This is a genomic window from Pseudomonas marincola (assembly GCF_900682675.2).
Classification (GTDB): Bacteria; Pseudomonadota; Gammaproteobacteria; order Pseudomonadales; family Pseudomonadaceae; genus Aquipseudomonas; species Aquipseudomonas marincola.
The window spans coordinates 2,962,947-2,981,966 of the sequence record NZ_LR215729.2; the positions used below are offsets into that span (position 1 = coordinate 2,962,947).

20 protein-coding genes are annotated in these 19,020 nt (G+C 57.2%); 15 read left to right on the top strand and 5 right to left on the bottom strand.

The window, feature by feature from the left end; all coding sequences use genetic code 11:
* Positions 1-34: 34 nt before the first annotated feature.
* A complete protein-coding gene (gene sstT / locus PMYSY11_RS13835; RefSeq protein ID WP_069898949.1) occupies positions 35-1,273 on the top strand; it encodes a serine/threonine transporter SstT in 1,239 nt (412 codons plus the stop codon).
* A 46-nt stretch (positions 1,274-1,319) separates the two neighbouring features.
* Here sstT and PMYSY11_RS13840 read toward each other — a convergent pair whose 3' ends face one another.
* The gene (locus PMYSY11_RS13840; RefSeq protein ID WP_069898951.1) at positions 1,320-2,042 is read right to left on the bottom strand and encodes a UTRA domain-containing protein; all 723 of its coding nucleotides are present in this window, start codon (positions 2,040-2,042) and stop codon (positions 1,320-1,322) included.
* A 295-nt stretch (positions 2,043-2,337) separates the two neighbouring features.
* Between PMYSY11_RS13840 and PMYSY11_RS13845 the strand changes: the two genes are divergently transcribed.
* The 8 genes from PMYSY11_RS13845 to PMYSY11_RS13880 all read left to right on the top strand — a co-directional run bounded on the left by PMYSY11_RS13845 (position 2,338) and on the right by PMYSY11_RS13880 (position 8,638).
* Complete coding sequence (locus tag PMYSY11_RS13845) at positions 2,338-3,396, top strand: ABC transporter substrate-binding protein (RefSeq protein ID WP_150549532.1); 1,059 nt, start codon at positions 2,338-2,340, stop codon at positions 3,394-3,396.
* A gap of 152 nt (positions 3,397-3,548) precedes the next feature.
* Positions 3,549-4,355: an alkaline phosphatase family protein gene (locus PMYSY11_RS13850; protein ID WP_150549533.1), complete on the top strand. Its 807-nt coding sequence runs from the start codon at positions 3,549-3,551 to the stop codon at positions 4,353-4,355.
* On the top strand, positions 4,352-5,206 hold the full coding sequence (locus PMYSY11_RS13855) for an ABC transporter permease (protein ID WP_371850761.1): 855 nt from the start codon (positions 4,352-4,354) through the stop codon (positions 5,204-5,206). The genes PMYSY11_RS13850 and PMYSY11_RS13855 overlap by 4 nt, the downstream gene beginning before the upstream one ends.
* A complete protein-coding gene (locus tag PMYSY11_RS13860; RefSeq protein WP_150549535.1) occupies positions 5,193-5,993 on the top strand; it encodes an ABC transporter permease in 801 nt (266 codons plus the stop codon). The genes PMYSY11_RS13855 and PMYSY11_RS13860 overlap by 14 nt, the downstream gene beginning before the upstream one ends.
* Entirely contained in the window at positions 5,990-6,979 is a 990-nt protein-coding gene (locus PMYSY11_RS13865) for an ABC transporter ATP-binding protein (protein ID WP_150549536.1), read from the top strand. The genes PMYSY11_RS13860 and PMYSY11_RS13865 overlap by 4 nt, the downstream gene beginning before the upstream one ends.
* A complete protein-coding gene (locus PMYSY11_RS13870; protein ID WP_150549537.1) occupies positions 6,979-7,632 on the top strand; it encodes an HAD family hydrolase in 654 nt (217 codons plus the stop codon). Before PMYSY11_RS13865 ends, PMYSY11_RS13870 begins: the two co-directional genes overlap by 1 nt.
* A 218-nt stretch (positions 7,633-7,850) precedes the next feature.
* On the top strand, positions 7,851-8,303 hold the full coding sequence (gene msrB, locus PMYSY11_RS13875) for a peptide-methionine (R)-S-oxide reductase MsrB (RefSeq protein ID WP_150549538.1): 453 nt from the start codon (positions 7,851-7,853) through the stop codon (positions 8,301-8,303).
* Between the two features lie 53 nt (positions 8,304-8,356).
* Complete coding sequence (locus tag PMYSY11_RS13880) at positions 8,357-8,638, top strand: DUF427 domain-containing protein (RefSeq protein WP_150549539.1); 282 nt, start codon at positions 8,357-8,359, stop codon at positions 8,636-8,638.
* Between the two features lie 103 nt (positions 8,639-8,741).
* Here the strand turns inward: PMYSY11_RS13880 and PMYSY11_RS13885 are convergent, their stop codons facing one another.
* From PMYSY11_RS13885 to PMYSY11_RS13895, 3 genes are all read right to left on the bottom strand, one after another.
* Positions 8,742-10,295, bottom strand: a complete 1,554-nt coding sequence (locus PMYSY11_RS13885) for an arylsulfatase (protein WP_079235535.1) — start codon at positions 10,293-10,295, stop codon at positions 8,742-8,744.
* Positions 10,296-10,507: 212 nt separating this feature from the next.
* Positions 10,508-11,530: an NAD-dependent epimerase/dehydratase family protein gene (locus tag PMYSY11_RS13890; protein ID WP_172970694.1), complete on the bottom strand. Its 1,023-nt coding sequence runs from the start codon at positions 11,528-11,530 to the stop codon at positions 10,508-10,510.
* Between the two features lie 123 nt (positions 11,531-11,653).
* Positions 11,654-12,169 carry a 2,4'-dihydroxyacetophenone dioxygenase family protein gene (locus tag PMYSY11_RS13895; RefSeq protein WP_069898967.1) on the bottom strand — a complete coding sequence of 172 codons (516 nt, stop codon included), beginning with the start codon at positions 12,167-12,169 and terminating at the stop codon, positions 11,654-11,656.
* 370 nt (positions 12,170-12,539) lie between these two features.
* On the opposite strand from PMYSY11_RS13895, the gene qhpR reads away from it, so the two are divergent.
* Complete coding sequence (gene qhpR, locus PMYSY11_RS13900) at positions 12,540-13,571, top strand: AraC-like transcriptional regulator QhpR (RefSeq protein ID WP_150549541.1); 1,032 nt, start codon at positions 12,540-12,542, stop codon at positions 13,569-13,571.
* A gap of 56 nt (positions 13,572-13,627) precedes the next feature.
* Here qhpR and PMYSY11_RS13905 read toward each other — a convergent pair whose 3' ends face one another.
* Complete coding sequence (locus PMYSY11_RS13905) at positions 13,628-14,836, bottom strand: ammonium transporter (RefSeq protein ID WP_150549542.1); 1,209 nt, start codon at positions 14,834-14,836, stop codon at positions 13,628-13,630.
* A 362-nt stretch (positions 14,837-15,198) separates the two neighbouring features.
* On the opposite strand from PMYSY11_RS13905, the gene PMYSY11_RS13910 reads away from it, so the two are divergent.
* The 5 genes from PMYSY11_RS13910 (at position 15,199) to PMYSY11_RS13930 (ending at position 19,020) form a co-directional block, all read left to right on the top strand.
* A complete protein-coding gene (locus PMYSY11_RS13910; RefSeq protein ID WP_069898973.1) occupies positions 15,199-15,516 on the top strand; it encodes an ElaB/YgaM/YqjD family protein in 318 nt (105 codons plus the stop codon).
* Between the two features lie 12 nt (positions 15,517-15,528).
* Positions 15,529-15,912, top strand: a complete 384-nt coding sequence (locus PMYSY11_RS13915; RefSeq protein ID WP_150549543.1) for a phage holin family protein — start codon at positions 15,529-15,531, stop codon at positions 15,910-15,912.
* A complete protein-coding gene (locus PMYSY11_RS13920; RefSeq protein ID WP_239655485.1) occupies positions 15,909-16,265 on the top strand; it encodes a hypothetical protein in 357 nt (118 codons plus the stop codon). Before PMYSY11_RS13915 ends, PMYSY11_RS13920 begins: the two co-directional genes overlap by 4 nt.
* A gap of 55 nt (positions 16,266-16,320) precedes the next feature.
* Positions 16,321-17,481, top strand: coding sequence for an EAL domain-containing protein (locus PMYSY11_RS13925; protein ID WP_150549544.1), 1,161 nt, complete (start codon positions 16,321-16,323; stop codon positions 17,479-17,481).
* Between the two features lie 207 nt (positions 17,482-17,688).
* Positions 17,689-19,020: a deoxyguanosinetriphosphate triphosphohydrolase gene (locus PMYSY11_RS13930; RefSeq protein ID WP_150549545.1), complete on the top strand. Its 1,332-nt coding sequence runs from the start codon at positions 17,689-17,691 to the stop codon at positions 19,018-19,020.

A 19,020-nucleotide genomic window follows, 5' to 3' on the forward strand; every position in this document is an offset into this window, starting at 1 on the left:
CGCCGCTCGATCACCGACTTTTTGAGACAGTTATATGACTGATCACCCGCTATTTCGTCTGATCAACCGCACCAGCCTGGTCACCCAGATCATCATCGGCCTGATTGCCGGTATTGCGCTGGCGTTCTTCTTCCCCCAGGCCGCACATAAAGTCGGCCTGCTCGGCAATGTGTTTGTCTCCGCGCTGAAAGCTGTTGCACCGGTGCTGGTATTTATTCTGGTCGCCGCGTCCATTGCCAATCACCAGCGCGGTCAGCAAACCCATATCAAGCCGATTCTGGTGCTTTACCTGCTGGGCACGTTCAGCGCAGCACTGGTGGCGGTACTGGCCAGCTTCGCCTTCCCGTCCAGCCTGACACTGGTCAGCAACAGCGCCGACCTGTCGCCTCCGGGCGGCATCAGCGAAGTTCTCACGACACTGCTGATGAACGTGGTCGATAACCCGGTCAATGCCCTGCTCAAAGGCAACTTCATCGGGATTCTGGCCTGGGCCATTGGTCTCGGCTTCGCCTTCCGCCATGCCACTGCCAGCACCAAGCAAATGCTCGGCGACATGGCCGGTGCGGTGACGTCGGTGGTGCAGATGGTCATTCGTCTGGCGCCGCTGGGCATCTTCGGTCTGGTCGCGGCAACGCTGGCCGAAACCGGCATGAGCGCCCTGCTCGACTACCTGCATCTGCTGCTGGTACTGGTCGGCTGCATGCTCTTTGTGGCATTGATCATCAACCCGGCAATCGTTTACTGGAAGATTCGCCGCAACCCTTACCCGCTGGTTTTCACCTGCCTGCGCGAGAGCGGTATCACGGCATTCTTCACCCGCAGCTCGGCCGCCAACATCCCGGTCAACCTGCAACTGTGCCGCCGTCTGGGTCTGCATGAAGAAACCTACTCGGTGTCGATTCCGCTGGGTGCGACCATCAACATGGCCGGCGCCGCGATCACCATCACCGTGCTGACACTGGCAGCCGTGCACACCCTCAACATCGCCATCGACCTGCCGACCGCTCTGCTGCTCAGCCTGCTGGCCTCGATCAGTGCGTGCGGCGCTTCCGGTGTGGCCGGTGGTTCTCTACTGCTGATTCCGCTGGCTTGCAGCCTGTTTGGCATTCCCAACGACGTGGCCATGCAAGTGGTTGCGGTCGGCTTCATCATCGGTATCGTTCAGGATTCGGCAGAGACTGCGCTGAACTCCTCGACCGACGCCCTGTTCACCGCCGCGGCGTGCATCGCCAATGGCGCCGTCAGCGTTCCGGCTGAAAACCAGCCGCAATAAGCTGAATCGCGGGGCAGCAGGCAATCTGCGCCCCGCAACACCGGCTCTAAGCCGTCTGTGGCACCTCGACACTGACGTGAATGGCATCGTGACGCCAATACTCAAGGTCACAATCAATCAAACGCCCATGCTGATCCCGGTTGATTCGGGTAACCCGTAATGCCGGGCTGCCCGCGGCCACCTTTAAGCTGCTGGCGGCATCGGCGTGCAGCGCTGTCGAAACCATATCGAAACGCACCCGCCCATAGAAAATCCCGTACTCGCTGGCATAGACCTCCGTGAGCGAACGACGCAGGTCGAATTCGAGAATCCGCGGAAAGAAACGTGGGTTGAGGTAATGCTCGACATACAGCACCAGCCGACCGTCCACCCGGCGCACACGACGTACCTGATAAACGCTGGATAACGCCGGCAACTCGAGCAGCTGACAGACCTCGCTGGTGGCCGGCATCAGGCGTGCGCTGAGCACCTCGGTTGCGGGCACGCGGCCCTGCTCTGTGACCATTGCATGGAAATGGCTGGTTACCAGCGGGTTGTAGGCCAGCCGCGCCGGGGAAACGAACCAGCCACGGCGGTCCTCGCGATAGACCAACCCCTGCGCCTCTAACTGGCTTAACGCCTCACGCAAGGTAATGCGCGTGGTTTCAAACAATTCACTGAGCCTGCGTTCGGACGGCAGCTTGCATCCAGACGTGAGCAGGCCATGCTCGATCTGCTCCTGCAGTGCGCGGCAAATCGTCGTAACAGCCCGCGGAGCCTCTTCGCCCATCGGTACTTCCCCTGGCCTAGTCCAACCTCGCGACCGGATCATCCGGCCGGATAGTGAGTAGAGCCTATTCAGGCTAGATGACCAGCAGATGACAACGCGCTGCACGCAGGCATTTCCCAGGTTCGACGCACCCATTAATCAAGCACTTATCCATGGTCTACGCTTGTTCTGCAACAGTCGGCGCACAGGCTAGACATCTCTGTCGGCTGGATTAAATAAAACTGTCACGCGCAAGCCTTAGATTAGCTGGGGTACTGCTGATCTAGACCACTACTTTCATGCAAAGGAGTTTCAAATGAAACAACTGCTGCTGGCTTCACTGATGGGCTCGGCCATTGCTTTGGCAACCAATGCCATGGCCGCTGACATGGACGTACAAGCACTGGAAAAAGCTGCTCGCGCCGAAGGCGAAGTAAACAGTGTCGGTATGCCTGACAGCTGGGCCAACTGGAAGGACACCTGGGCTGACCTGAACAAGCTTTACAGCCTCAAGCACATCGATACCGACATGAGCTCGGCGCAGGAAATCGCCAAGTTCGCGGCCGAAAAAGACAACGCCACGGCTGATATCGGCGACGTCGGTGCCGCTTTCGGGCCTATCGCCGTGCAGCAAGGCGTTACCCAACCGTACAAGCCGACGCACTGGGATCAAATCCCGGAGTGGGCTAAAGATAAAGATGGCCACTGGATGCTGGCATACACCGGCTCCATCGCCTTCATCGTCAACAAGCAACTGGTCAAGGATATTCCCAAGAGCTGGGCCGACCTCAAGAAAGGCAGCTACAAGGTTGCAATCGGTGACGTAAGTGCCGCCGCCCAAGCCGTAAACGGTGTACTCGCTGCAGCAATCGCCAACGGCGGTGACGAGAAGAACATTCAACCGGGCCTTGATTTCTTCGGTGCAATTGCCGAGCAAGGACGCCTGTCGCTTTCCAACCCGACCATTCAAACCCTTGAGAAAGGTGAAGTTGAAGTGGGCGTGGTCTGGGACTTCAACGGCCTGAGCTACCGCGATCAGATCGACCCAAGCCGCTTTGAAGTGTTGATTCCATCGGACGGCTCGGTGATCTCCGGCTACTCGACCATCATCAACAAATACGCCAAGCACCCTAACGCTGCAAAACTGGCGCGTGAGTACATCTTCAGTGACGCCGGCCAGATCAACCTGGCTAAAGGCAACGCCCGGCCGATTCGTGCAGATCACCTGACCCTGCCAGCTGAAGTACAGGCCAAGTTGCTGCCGAACGAGCAGTACGCCAGCGTCAAGCCGATCAAAGATGCCGCTGCCTGGGAAGCGACCTCCAAGGCGATTCCGCAACTGTGGCAAGAGCACGTCATTATCAACATGGAGTGACCGTGCCTGCCGGCGCACGGCAATGGTTACGCAGACCGATGTTACTGCCAGCCATTGCCACCTGCCGCCGAATGCACGCAGGGATGCAGCCCGATGCCCGCCTCTGGCGGGCTGACTGCTTCACTGCTAGCCACTGACAGTTGGAGCACGTAATGCAACACAAGGTAATTCTGGTGATCCTCGACGGCCTCAGTTTTCAGGTCGCCGAGCATGCAATGGGCCATTTACTGGCTTACAAAGAGGCCGGACTGGCTGCGCTGTATAAGCTCGAATGCGCGCTGCCCTCGCTGTCCAGGCCACTCTACGAATGCATCATGACGGGCACCGTGCCCATCATCAGCGGCATCGTGCATAACGATGTTGTGCGCCTGAGCAGCCAGCAAAGCATCTTCCACCATGCGCGCGAAGCGGGGCTCACAACTGCGGCCGCGGCGTATCACTGGATGAGCGAGTTGTATAACCGGGCGCCGTTCAATCCGGCACGCGACCGTCATACCGTTGCCGAGAACCTGCCGATTCAATACGGCCACTTCTACTACCGTGACGACTATCCCGACTCGCACTTGTTTGACGACGCCGAGCATCTGCGCGTGCAGCACACGCCGGATTTTCTCCTGGTTCACCCAATGAATATCGACGACGCCGGGCACAAGCATGGCCTCGACTCGCCGCAATACCGCAACAGCGCACGACGTGCCGACCTGTGCCTCGCCGAATACCTGCAAGGCTGGCTGGATGCGGGTTATCAAGTGCTGGTCTCGGCCGACCACGGCATGAACAACGACCGCTCGCACAACGGCCTGCTGCCGGAAGAGCGCCTGGTCCCGCTGTTCGTGCTGGGTGATGCCTTTAGCCTTGATCCAGACGCCAAGCCCCGGCAAACCGAATTATGCGGCACCATCAGCCAATTGCTGGGCGCGCCGCACAACAAACCCTGGTGCAAGGAGCTGCTCAAGTGAGCACAGACCTGACAACCCGCAAGCGCGGCAAGTGGCTGGCCGCCTTGTGCCTGGTGCCGTTTGCGCTATTTTTTATCGCGTTTCAGATCGCCCCGCTGGTGTGGGTGGCCGTGCACAGCGTGAGTGTCGACGATGGCTGGGGGCTGGCCAATTTCAGCAAGATTTTCAGCTCGAAGTTTTACCTGCAAGCCATCAAACACAGTTTGCAGATTGCCTTCTGGTCGAGCGTGATCGGCATTTTCATCGCCATCCTTGGCAGCTATTCGCTGCATCAGGTGGACTCCAAGCTGCGCGACTTCGTCATGGCGTTTTCCAACATGACCAGCAACTTCGCCGGGGTTCCGCTGGCCTTTGCTTTTGTCATTTTGCTGGGCTTCAACGGCGCAGTAACCCTGATGCTCAAGCAAATCGGCTGGATTGAAGACTTCAATATCTACTCGAAAACCGGCCTGATCGTGGTGTACAGCTACTTCCAGATTCCGCTCGGAGTGATGCTGCTGTTTCCGGCATTTGATGCCCTGCGACAAGACTGGCGCGAGTCGGCAGCTTTGCTCGGGGCAGGTTCATGGCAGTTCTGGCGGTTTATCGGCTTGCCGATTTTAACCCCCGCTCTGCTCGGCACATTCGTCATCTTGCTGGCCAATGCGCTGGGCGCCTATGCCACGGTTTACGCCCTGACGACTGGCAACTTCAACGTCTTGCCGATCCGTATTGCCTCGATGGTTTCAGGTGACATTTCACTCAACCCGGACATGGCCAGCGCACTGGCGATGATTCTGGTGAGCCTGATGGTGGTCGTGACCATTGCCCATCAATGGCTGTTAAGAAGGAGCTACCATGTCGCACGCTGAAGTTGGCCTGATCGGTGGCCTGTATCACCGGATTGTGGTCTGGCTATTGTTCCTGATTCTGCTCCTGCCGCTGGCCGGCACCCTGCTGTATTCGCTTTCGACCAGTTGGTCGGCGACCATTCTGCCGGATGGGCTGACCTTCAAGTGGTATCTGGAGTTATGGAGCGACTCGCGGTTTCTCGCCGCGTTCGGGCAGTCGTTAATCGTCTGTTTCGGCGCGCTGGCGTTGTCTGTGGTGTTGATCCTGCCGCTGTTGTTCGTGGTGCATTACTACTTCCCCAAGCTCGACAGCCTGATGAACATTCTGATCCTGCTGCCCTTCGCCATTCCGCCTGTGGTGTCTTCGGTTGGCCTGTTGCAAGTGTATGGCTCCGGCCCGCTGGCGATGGTCGGCACGCCGTGGATTCTGATCGGCTGCTATTTCACCATTGCGCTGCCTTTCATGTACCGCGCCATCACCAATAACCTGCAAGCCATCAACCTGCCGGACCTGATGGACGCTGCGCATTTGCTCGGAGCCAGCACCTGGAAAGCGGCGCTGTTTGTGGTGCTGCCGAACCTGCGCAAAGGCCTGATGGTTTCACTGTTTCTGTCGTTCTCGTTCTTGTTTGGCGAGTTTGTGTTCGCCAACATTCTGGTCGGCACGCGCTACGAAACCCTGCAGGTCTACCTCAACAACATGCGCAACAGCAGCGGCCACTTCAGCAGCGCGCTGGTGATCTCCTACTTTTTTTTCGTCTTGCTGTTTACCTGGGCAGCCAACCACCTGAACAAGGACAAGTCATGAGTTTTCTGAGCATTCAGGGCCTGCACAAAAGTTACGGCGACACGCCTATTTTCAGCGACATCAACTGCACCATCGAACAAGGCGAATTCATCACCCTGCTCGGCCCTTCTGGCTGTGGCAAGTCGACCCTGCTGCGCTGCATCGCCGGCCTTACCAGCGTCAATAGCGGGCAGATTCATCTGGATGGCCACGATCTGGTGCCGGTCGCGCCGCAAAAGCGTGGCATCGGCATGGTCTTTCAAAGCTACGCCTTGTTCCCCAACATGACCGTTGCCGAGAACGTCGGCTTTGGCCTGCGCATGCAAAAGATTGCCAAGGACGAAAGCCGCCAGCGGGTCAATGAGGCGCTGGCCATGGTCGAGCTACAAGACTTTGCCGAACGCCTGCCGCAACAGCTATCCGGAGGCCAATGTCAGCGCGTGGCTCTGGCCCGCTCGCTGGTGACCCGCCCGCGCCTGTTATTGCTGGATGAGCCGCTCTCGGCGCTGGATGCACGAATTCGTAAACACCTGCGCGAACAGATTCGCGAGATCCAGCAAGAGCTAAACCTGACCACGATTTTCGTCACCCACGATCAGGAAGAAGCGCTGGTCATGAGCGACCGGATCTTTCTGATGAACGCCGGTAAGATCGTCCAGAGCGGCGACGCCGAAACGCTGTACACCGCGCCGGTCGACAACTTCGCGGCAGGCTTCATCGGTAACTACAATCTGATCGACGCCGAAATCGCCAGCCAAATGCTCGGCCAGCCAATCAAACGCGGCGTGGCGATCCGTCCCGAAGCCATCACCATTGGCACCGATGGCCCGATCGCCGCTACTATTCGCAGCCATAGCTTGCTGGGCAATGTGATCCGTTACCGGGTTGATGTCAGCGGCGTCGAACTGCTGGTGGATGTACTCAACCGCGATGCCAATGACCTGCACAGCAAAGGCAAACCTGTCACCTTGAGCATTGATAACAGCGCGATTTTGGAGGTGGGCTAATGGCCCTGGCAATTTTTGATCTGGACGACACGATCATCAACGGCGACTGCGCGACCTTGTGGAGCGAGGAGATGGTCAAGCTCGGCTGGGTCGACGGCGAGTCTTTCATGGCCCGCGACCATGAACTGATGGCGCTTTACGCCAAAGGCGAGCTGGCGATGGAAACCTACATGCAGTTCAGCCTCTCGCCGCTGGTCGGGCGCACCGAGGAAGAACTGGCGTTCGTGATTGAGCCCTTTGTCGAAGATGTTATCGAGCCACGTTTTTACAGCGATGCAACGCGCTGCATTGCCACGCACCGTAAAAATGGCGACCGCATTCTGGTGATCTCAGCCTCGGCGCACTTTCTGGTCAGCGCGATTGCCGCACGTCTGGGAATCGACGAGGTGTTGGCGATTGACCTTGAACTCAGCCGCGGCACTTACACCGGCAATACCCAAGGCGTTCTGACCTATCGCGAAGGCAAGGTTTGCCGGCTCAAGGATTGGCTGCAGGCCAATGACGAGTCGCTGCTGGGCGCCTATTTCTATTCCGATTCGCGCAATGATCTGCCCTTGCTGCAGCAGGTCGACAAGCCGCATACGGTCAATCCAGACCCGGTGCTCAAGGCCCATGCCGAACAAGCCGGCTGGCCCGTTCTCAACTGGCGCTAGCCAGCCCCCGCCTGTTCAGCGCAGCCGTTCTGGCTGCGCTGTTGTAATTTTTACAGCGATTGCGCGTCTGTTAACCTGTCAGCAGTTGTGCGCCTGAACCCGGCTTTTGCTCGGCAAACCCGGGCTGTCCACGGCTTATAATCATTGGCTGTGGCCACACTCAGCGCCCGCACTGACATCCGCACTCTATCTGTAGCAACAGGTTATTGGAGCCTTACATGCAAAACTGGAATGACGTAATTGCCCGCGCCACCAACGGCAATCCGGCCCCTGATCGTAAAGTCACCAAGACTGATGCGCAGTGGCGCGAACAGCTCAGCGAAGAGCAATATCGGGTTGCCCGCCAAGCCGGTACCGAACGCCCGCACAGCTCCGGTATGTGCAGCTTGTTCGAGCCTGGCATTTACAAATGCGTATGCTGCGACACCGAGTTGTTTGACGGCAGCAGCAAGTTCGAGTCGCACAGCGGCTGGCCATCGTTTACCCAACCGATCAAAGACAACGTAGTGGCCTACAACGGCGACAACAGCCATGGCATGCAGCGCATCGAAGCGGTGTGCAACGTCTGTGACGCCCACCTTGGTCACGTGTTTCCCGACGGCCCGCCACCGACCGGCCTGCGCTACTGCATGAACGCAGTCGCCATGGCCAAGGTCAGCACCGAGTCCTAACGCCGCGGTTGGCGCAACGCAAGCTGCGGTGCGCCGACTGTTCAGGAGTGATGATGAAAGCGATATGGAATGACCAGGTAATTGCCGAATCCAACGCCACCGTGATGGTTGAAGGCAATCATTACTTCCCGCCAGAAGCGCTGGTGCGGGTCTATTTCCAACCCAGCGATCACAACACGCATTGCCCATGGAAGGGGCAGGCTCAGTACTACACATTGCAGGCCGTGGGCAAAACAGCAGTTAACGCTGCCTGGTATTACCCCGAGCCTAAAGAGGCCGCCGCCAATATTCGCGGCCACGTTGCCTTCGGCAGTGGCGTGGTGGTGAGCGACTGATACAAAACAGGCAGTCCAAATGTATTACGGGCCACCTTCAAGGTAGCCCGTAATTTTTTTGCTTACTGCAATGTTTGAACCGGCACGGCTGCAGACGCAGTGCTTAACGGCTCTTGAGATCCAGCAGTTTTTCGGTCATCTGGTCAACTGTGAAGCTGGCCGGACGCTGACGTGGCGGGTAATCCTGGAAGGTCATCAGGAAGTTCTGCACGCGGTGCATTGCCGGGAAGCCGACCACGAATACTTTCTTGTCCCACCACAGGTTGTAGCTGTTGGAGTCGGTGTCGGCGCGCTCGTAAGGGTCACGACGCAGGTTGAAGATCTTCGGCGCTCGCAGGTCTACGAACGGGTCACGCCATACGTCGAAACGACGGGCGCGCTGTTCGGCGAAAACCACTTTCCAGTCACCGTCACGCACGGCAAGCAGCTTGCCGTCATCGCTGAAGTAGTAGAAGTCGGTACGCGGGCTTTTCTCTTCTTTGCCTTCGAGATAAGGCAGCAGGTTGTAGCCGTCCAGATGCACCTTGAACTGCTTGTCACCCGCCTTGTAACCCGCCAGCAACTTCTCTTTGACGTCGGGTACGCCAGCCGCTGCGAGCAAGGTTGGCACCCAGTCCTGCGCCGAGACGATTTCGTTGGAAATCTTGTTCGGCTTGATTTGCTCTGGCCAGCGGATCATTGCCGGAACGCGGAAACCGCCTTCCCAGTTGGTGTTCTTCTCACCCCGGAACGGAGTAATACCGGCGTCTGGCCACTGGTTGAAGTGCACGCCGTTATCAGTGGTGTAAATCACGATAGTGTTCTTGGCAACGCCCAGGTCATCCAGCTTTTTCAGCAGTGTGCCGACCTGATTATCGTGCTCAACCATACCGTCGTTGTAGAAGCCCTGACCCGACAGGCCCTCGGATTCTTTGCGCAGGTGGGTGTAATAGTGCATGCGCGTGGAGTTAAACCAGACGAAGAATGGCTTGTCGGCTTTAACCGCCTTGTCCATGAAATTCAGCGACGCATTGAGGAACTCGTCGTCAATGGTTTCCATGCGCTTGGTGTTCAGCGGGCCCAGGTCTTCGATCTTGCCGTCGGCCGTGCTGTGAATGATCCCGCGCGGGCGAATGGCTTTATCGATGACCGGGTTCTTGGTCCAGTCCGGATCTTCCGGGCCTTCTTCGGCGTTGAGGTGATAGAGGTTGCCGAGGAACTCGTCAAAACCATGGTTGGTTGGCAGGAACTCGTCACGGTCACCCAAATGGTTCTTGCCGAACTGACCCGAGGTGTAACCCAGCGGCTTGAGCAACTCGGCCAGTGTCGGGTCTTCTTTTTGAATACCGACTGCCGCGCCCGGCACGCCTACTTTGGTCAGGCCGGTGCGCACCGGATGCTGGCCGGTAATAAAGGCGGAACGCCCTGCGGTGCAACTCTGCTCACCGTAATAGTCGGTGAAAATCATGCCTTCGTTGGCGATACGATCGATGTTCGGGGTTTGGTAACCCATCAGACCATTGCTGTAGCGGCTGATGTTGGAGATACCAATGTCATCACCCATGATGACCAGAATGTTGGGTTTGTCAGCCGCACTTGCAAACGGCGTGATGCAAACCGAAGCGACTAGCAGCGCCGCCTTGGTAAGCGGCAACAACTGAAACCGAAATCTACTCATGATCAATCCTTTTATTTCTTTTTAGGGGCTGCCGCGTCTCTTCAAAACGCCCGGTTGAAAACACTCAAACCAGCAACTTGGCAGTCAATAGTCTTGATTTTCATTGGCGTTGAAGTAGACCTTTTAGCAGCTTCATACGACTTATTAAACCCCTCAGACCCACCATCAACTCCGGCAATAACCGCCGTTGGATCAGCCTGATAACGACCGGATCAGTTCATCTGACCGGTTTCACGCAGCCACGCTTCAGCGCGCCGCATACCCTCCTGCAATGTAACTTTCGGCTGATAGCCGAGCATTTTCGCCGCCTTAGCACTGGAGATATTTCCCGTGCGGGCGAACATGTACATGATGTCCGGGGTTACTTCATCGTCACGTTTGAGCAGAGTATTGACGCCCCACAGTACGCGCGCAAGGCCAACAGCCAGGCACAGCGGTAAGGTTCGCGGTGAACCTTCACGACCGGCCCAACGCCAGTGATGTGTGAAGAATTGTTTGACGGTCACAGGGCCCATGCCGCACAGATGGAAGATCTGGCCACGGCCCTCGGGCAAGCCACTGGCGAGCATCACGCCATCGAGCAAGTCATCGATATAAACCGGGGTGAAGATGCCGTTGCCTTTACCGGGCAGGATCAGCTTGCCGGCTTTGCACATTTTGAAGGTTTCACTGACCCAAGGGCGTGAACCCGGCCCGTAAACATCGCCTGGCCGAATCACTGTGCACTCGATTTCGCCTGCGGCGTGAGCGGCCAACGCCACATGCTCACCGGCACCTTTGGCGACGCCGTAACGGTAGTCAGAGCCGATCACTACATCGGTTTTCTCATCCGCGTTATCCGGATACTGCCAACCCAACGCGGCAATCGAGGAGATCTGCACGAAGCGCTTGGCACCGCTGGCAATTGCCACATCGATGCAACTGCGCACAGCTTGCACTGAGACTTCCCGGTAAAGCTTCCAGGACGCGGCCAACGACACAACTGCTGCGGTGTTGATGAACAGATCACAGCCTTTGGCATGTTCGGCCCAGCGCTGTGGTTGGGTCAGATCACCCGCCACCACGTTGTGACTGGCATCCGCCGTGATATCCATCCCGCTTACATCAGCGCCCAGGGCTTTGTAGCGCAACAATAGCGAGCGACCAATGAAACCATTGGCGCCGGTAATAAACACGGAACGGGGAATCTCCGGGGTCTGACCCTGTGCACCGGCAGGCATCTGAGCGGATGACATAAGCTTTCCTTTCGCGTTGTTGCCGTGCTGCCGAAACCGGCCAACAGCAATTATTATTGTGATGATGCGAACACGAAAATGCGCCGCCGAGAGTATCGGCTGGCGCATTGTTAACCGGGCTGATCAGACCGTGTACTCAGCCTGAGCGGGACGGATGTACTTGGCAGGTTCCAAGCCACGTTCCTTAACCAGATGATCGATTATTTGCATGATGCTGCTGGCGTCCATCAGGTTGACGTAGTTGCCATCGGCATCAAAGTTGATATTGGCACCTTGCACGACCATTACGGTGTCAGTCGGCTCGGTATTGTCAGCCGGAACCGAGAAGGTGTGAACCGAACCGCCCGGCTCAAACAGGTAGCTGCCGGCCGTTTGCGGCTGGTTCGGGTATTCAACGTAGTTCCACTTACCGCTCAGGGTGAACAGGTGAACAGTGCCGGTGTGATAGTGGCATGGCAGCGTTACGCCCGGATCAAAGATCACACGAAGTGCCCAAGTACCCGCCGACGGATCCAGAAACAACGGCTGAACGTTGACGCCAGGGAAATGTGGGGCCAAGGCGTTTTCGTAGATGGGGAGTTCCTGAGTATTGAGCGTCAGCAGTTCTTTATGATCAAAAACTGGAATTGGCATTACCATTATTGTTTTCCTTGTAGTTATCCAATCACGGGGGATTGGGGCTCATACTGCCCCGCGCTGGATGACCACGCTTGACAAAGCGCGCCAGCATTTAGCCAAATGGCGACAGCCTTTTCGCCGAAGCCACTGTCCGCGTTTATCGGAAAACACCGCAGCCAAGTCGCCAAAATCTGTGCGCAGCCCAGCAAAACCCGTGATTTTTGCCACAATTGCAGGCATTCCCAACAAAACGATAATGGTGATGCGTGAGTAACTCATGCATCGTGCGCGGGTTAATATTCAGTGCCTGGCGGTTTACGCACGTTGAGCTTGGGTTGCGCGGTGACTCGGCCGGGACTATTCACGAATCGTCTTTTTAGCGACTAAAAACATGTCCGATATTTCACGCGCATCGTCACTTGCCCGTTTTTATGAATTTGCCCAGAGCCAAGGCATAGATCCGTATGAAATATTGAGCGAAGTCGGCTTACCGCGCGATATTGCAGAGCACCCTGAAGAACTTATCTCCTACCGTAAATTCACAGCTACGCTGCAGCTCAGCGCACAGCGCAGCGCTAACCCATTGTTCGGCCTGCAGTACGGTTTGTTTCAAGGGGTTAGCGTTTTTGGCCCGCTGCTCTATCTGATTCGCAATACCAGCAATGTCGGCCAGGCACTGCATGAACTCGCCCACTATTACCACCTGCATTCAAGTGCAGCCCAGGTGGTCATTGAGGTTCACGGCAACCACGCCACCCTGAGTTACACCGCAGAGGAGCAAAGCCTGCCTGGTCAGCGCCAAGCCGCCGAGCTTGCAATGGGTGTAGGTCACCAGCTCATGCGCACCCTGATCGGTAATCGCTGGCAGCCGGAGACGGTGATGTTCCAACATGCGCCAGGGGCTCCGCTGGCCATGTACCGGCGTATGCTCGGCGCCACGCTGCAGTTCAACAGCACCCATAATGCCTGGCTGTTTGACTCACGTTTCATGAATATTCCGCTTGAGACTGCGGATGCTGAATTGCACAGGCTGATGCGTCAGCATGTCGATACCCTGGAACGGGTTACGGTCGATCAACTGCCCGATCACGTTCAACGCGTGCTGCGTAATCTGTTGCCCAAAGGCCGGGTCACGGTTGAGCAGGTTGCCGAATACCTGGTACTTAGCCCAAGAAGTTTGCAGCGATACCTCGCCAATGAAGGCACCTCGTTCAAGATCCTGCTCGATGAAACACGTCAGGCCATGGCCCGTCGCTATCTGAGCGAGTCGACCATCAGCTTCACCCAACTGGCCGGGTTGCTCGGTTATTCGGACCTGAGTGCATTCTCGCGGGCCTTCCAGAACTGGTTCGACATGAGCCCGACGCAATGGCAAAAATCCAATCGTCAAGCAGACACGCCGAATTCACCCGAGCAGGACTGAACATGGCACTGAACAGCTGCGCAGGCCTGCGCGGCTGTTCAGTCGAACACGCGGCGTCAATCCTGACTGACAGCACCGATTTTATGAATTGAAAGGTCAGCGCCGTAGTACTCCTGCTCCTGCGTCAGACGAATGCCGACTGCCGCTTTGAGTACGCCGTACACCAGCAAGCCACCGACAAGCGCTACCACTACGCCCAACACCGTGCCCAGCAACTGGCTGACAAGGCTGACGCCGCCCAGCCCGCCCAGCGCTTGCTGGCCAAAAATGCCGCAGGCTACACCGCCCCACACACCGCAGAGCCCGTGCAGCGGCCAAACGCCGAGCACGTCATCAATCTTCCACTTCACCTGCGTCGCGGTGAATGCCCAGACAAACAGCGCGCCCGCCACCGCGCCAGTCGCCAGCGCGCCAATCGGATGCATCAGGTCAGAGCCTGCGCACACCGCGACCAGCCCGGCGAGCGGGCCGTTGTGCAAAAAGCCCGGGTCGTTGCGCCCAACCAGCAGGGAGGCGACTGTGCCCCCGACCATTGCCATTAACGTATTGACCGCCACCAAGCCACTGACGCTGCCCAGCGTTTGTGCGCTCATGACGTTAAAGCCGAACCAGCCGATCACCAGAATCCACGAGCCGAGCGCCAGAAACGGAATGCTCGACGGTGCGAATGCGACCAAACGTCCCTCACGATAACGGCCATCACGGCGACCGAGCAGCAGCACGGCGGCCAAGGCCAACCAACCGCCTACCGCATGCACCACGACCGAGCCTGCGAAATCATGAAACGGGGCGCCAAAGCTTGCTTCCAGCCACGCCTGGAAACCGAAGTTGCCGTTCCAGATCAGCCCTTCGAAGAACGGATAGATAAACGCCACAATCAATACCGTGGCGCAGATCTGCGGCCCGAACTTGGCGCGCTCGGCAATCCCGCCCGAGATAATCGCCGGAATCGCAGCGGCAAAGGTCAGCAGGAAAAAGAACTTCACCAGCCCGTAACCGTGATCAGCCGTCAGCACGCTCGCGGGCTGCAAAAACGTCACGCCGTAGGCCACCCAGTAGCCGATAAAGAAGTACGCCAGCGCCGAAACGGCAAAGTCGGAAATGATTTTCGACAAGGCGTTAACTTGGTTCTTTTGTCGGACCGTGCCGACTTCAAGAAAAGCGAAGCCGGCATGCATGGCCAGCACCATGACGGCGCCGAGCAGAATAAAGAGGGTATTAGAGCCCTGAATCAGGGTCTCGACAGCACTGTTGATTGTTTCCATCAGCGAAGCAGTCTCCACGACAAAAAGCACCAAAGCGAATCATTCAAGGTAATAAACGCACCACAAAGAAGCGCTTGTGCCGATCTGGCTTTTGCTGCCGCAAGACCCGACGCACCTTAACTGTTCGCCCTGTTTTTTATTTTTGGCTTTTCTCTATAAATATTAATGGCTTATCCATGCCACACGATTTTTCTATACGCCTGACCAAGCCCCATAAACGGGCAACACTGGAAAACTGCGCACCAGCTTAAAGCAATTCCTGTACCAGCCATTGCGTAACCCAGGCTTATAACTAAGCTGAACCCTCAGGCCGATAAACACTCATATGCATGTACACTGTTATTAACCCAAGGAGTTACGCCATGCCTCGCAAATCATCTTCAAACGCTGGCCAGGACGAACTGCTACAAGAATTTCAGGCACTTGTTAAAGACACGGAAAAGCTGCTTCAGCAATCCGCCGATCTCACGGGTGATAAAGCCGAAGACCTGCGCACCCAGATTCATCAAAGCCTCAGCCGCGCACGTGCCACCATGCACAACGCCGAAGCTTCTGTGCGCGAGCGCAGCAAAGCCGCAGTTGACGCGACCGAGAGCTATGTACAAACCCACCCTTGGCAATCAATGGGAATCGCAGCAGGCGTTGGCATGTTGCTGGGCATGTTGATTACCAAGCGTTAACGAGACCACGACATGGATGAAACACCGCACGCCTCCAGCAGCCGCGCCAACACGCCACAACGTATTGGCGCCGCCCTGATTGGGCTGTTGCAAGGACACATCGAACTTTTCGGTGAAGAACTCAAGGACCTGCACAAGCACTCACTGCAATTGCTGGTACTCACCAGCTGCTGTGTGGTATTTGCCTTGCTGCTGGTGCTTGGGTTGTCTGCTGCCCTGCTTATTTATTACTGGGACAGCTATCGCCTCACGGTGATCTTCAGCCTGTGCGGTTTTTATGCCTGTGCGTTGCTTGCCAGCGTGTTCGTTCTGACCTCACGCATTCGCAATGCCTCTGCCCCATTCAGCGCCAGCCTTGAAGAGTTGGCCCGTGACCGCGAGCAATTGCTGCCATGAATCCAGCCAACCTGCCTGTTAAGGCCAGCAAAAGTGAACTGCGCAAGGCCATGCTGCGCATGCGCATGGAACTGCATCGTCAGGAACTGCGTCATGAGGCGTTGGTGTTAATGCAACCCCTGCGCAACGCGCAAAATGTCGGCCAATACCTGGGCACCAGCAATGCGCCGTTATGGATTGCCGGTGGCGCGGTATTGATGACGACCTTTCTCGGCAAAAACAGTAACTGGCGCCGCTGGCTGAGAATTGCCCTAGTCGCCTTTCCGCTACTCAGACGCCGCCCACCTCGCCCGCCTCACCCAACAATGAGCCCGGTGCCAACGACTGAGAATGGCAACGATCTTGCTAGCTGATTGTATTGGCGTGGTCATTTGCTACGCCGTACCGCCTAACAGCTAAGGATCTACCGTGCTCGACGGTCAACCGATCGCCGTCTTTCAACCGTTCATTGATACCGCCACCGGACGCATTGCCGGCGTTGAAGCGCTCGCACGCCTGCGCGGCGACAACGGCGTTTTGCATTCCGCCGGCCCACTGTTCAGTGATCCGAAAACACCCAGCAGCGCGTTGCGCCGGCTCGACCGTGAAATCCGTGGTCAGGCATTGCAGCAATTCCAGCAGGCACCTGCCGATTGGTTTCTCAGCCTGAACATTTCCCCGCGCTGGATCACCCGCCTGCGCGCCGAACAACCACTGCCCAGTCTCAAGCAACTGCAACTCAGCAAAGTTGACGCAAGCCGTGTGGTGTTTGAAATCACCGAGCTCAGCGGCACCAGTTCGCGCCTGAAAAAAGCCGTGGAGCAATATCGCGAAGCCGGTGCGCGCGTGGCAATCGACGACTTTGGCGCGGGCTACTCGCAGCTCGACCGCGTTCTGGCCTTGCAGCCCGATATTCTCAAGCTGGACATGCAACTGTTCCAAGATGCCGCACGCGGTGGCCCAAGCAGTGAGGTGGTTCGTGCGCTGGCTAAAATGGCCGAGAAAACCGGTTGCTGGATCATTGCCGAGGGCGTTGAAACCGAAGCCCAACTGCATTTTGCTCTCGAATGCGGAGCCCGCTATGTGCAAGGTTTCTTGTTCGCCAAACCCTCGCCCACGTTTCATTCAAGCGACGCCTTTGTTGAGCACTTTGCCCAACTGCGCGACCGCTACGTTGCGCAAAAGCTCAACGAGCGACTGACGCAAATCGATCAGCGCAAACACATGCAAGCGCTGCTCAATAGCCTCGCGGCCTGGCCGCTGAATAAACCGCCACCGGCTCTGCCCGCTACCGACAGATACCCTTGGCTCATTCGCATCTATCAATGTGACGCGAACGGCAATCAAGTCACCGCCAATTATCAGCGCCACGCAGACACATGGCTGGAAGACAGCCGCTATCTTGGCCACAACTGGTCGTGGCGGCCTTACTTTCACCAGTTGGTCAGCGAGGGCCGTGAAGAGTCGCGCATGATTTGCTCCGGAACCTACCGCGATGCTACCAGTAACCTGTATTGCCTCACGGCCGGGCAATTCATCAATGACGGGCAACATTTGCTGCTGATGGATATCGACGCCAGTGGTTTCTAGGCGAACCTCGCACAGAAAAATGAGTCTACACGCAGCACAACCACCGCACGGTTGCCGCGCATATCCACGCTCCAGATCGCTCACCCCTCTTGCGGACACGCGCTGGAACACCGAAGCTAGCAGCTGATTGATGCTGACTGCGGGCATTGGCTCGTGCTCAATACTGCTTTGCAACCGATTAAAGCCACTGAATGGCGAGGATTAGCCTTGGATTGGCAAACACTGCTCACCCGCGAACGACTCGGTAAACCGACCCACAGCAACGATGAACTCGGCCGTAGCCCTTTCCACAAGGACCACGACCGAATTATCTTTTCCGGTGCATTTCGCCGCCTCGGCCGCAAAACCCAAGTGCACCCGGTTTCCAGTAACGACCATATCCATACGCGCCTCACTCACTCATTGGAGGTCAGTTGCGTCGGCCGCTCCCTCGGCATGCGCGTGGGCGAAATGATTCGCGAATCCTTGCCGCAATGGTGCGAGCCCAGTGACTTGGGCATGGTGGTGCAATCGGCTTGTCTGGCGCACGATATTGGCAACCCGCCGTTCGGTCACTCCGGTGAAGATGCTATTCGCCACTGGTTCCAGCAAGCAGCCGGGCGCGGCTGGCTGGCCGACATGAGCGACAGCGAGCGCGGCGATTTCCTCAATTTCGAAGGCAACGCGCAAGGCTTTCGTGTGCTGACCCAGCTCGAATACCACCAATTCGACGGCGGCACCCGGCTCACTTACGCAACCCTTGGCACTTATCTCAAGTACCCGTGGACGGCGCGCCATGCGGAGGCGCACGGCTACAAGAAACACAAGTTTGGTTGCTACCAGAGTGAATTGCCGCTGCTGGAAAACATCGCGCAAAAACTCGGTTTGGCAAAAATTGAAGACCAACGCTGGGGACGGCATCCGCTGGTTTACCTGATGGAAGCAGCGGACGACATCTGCTACGGCCTGATTGACCTGGAAGATGGTCTGGAGATGGAGCTGCTCGAGTACGGCGAAGTTGAAGCGCTGCTCCTCGACCTGGTGGGCGATGATCTGCCGCAAACCTATCGCCAGCTCGGCCCGCAAGACTCAAGAAGACGCAAGCTAGCAATCCTGCGCGGCAAAGCCATCGAACACCTGACCAACGCGGCGGCCAATGCGTTTGTCGATCAGCAGCGGGCCCTGCTCAGCGGCCACCTCACAGGGGATCTGGTCGAGCACATGCATGGCCCGGCCAAGCGCTGCGTGCAGCGGGCGAAAGCCATGGCACGCGAGAAAATATTTCAGGACAAGCGCAAGACGCTGCACGAAATCGGCGCCTATACCACGCTGGAAATCTTGCTTAATGCATTTTGCGGTGCTGCACTGGAACAACATGGAGGTCGCGCACCGTCGTTCAAACACCGACGCATTCTCGACTTGTTAGGCAACAATGCACCCGACCCGCACGGACCGCTGTATGACTCGTTTCTACGCATGATTGATTTCATCGCCGGCATGACCGACAGCTATGCAACCGAGATGGCCCGTGAAATGACAGGACGTTCAAGCCCGGTATAA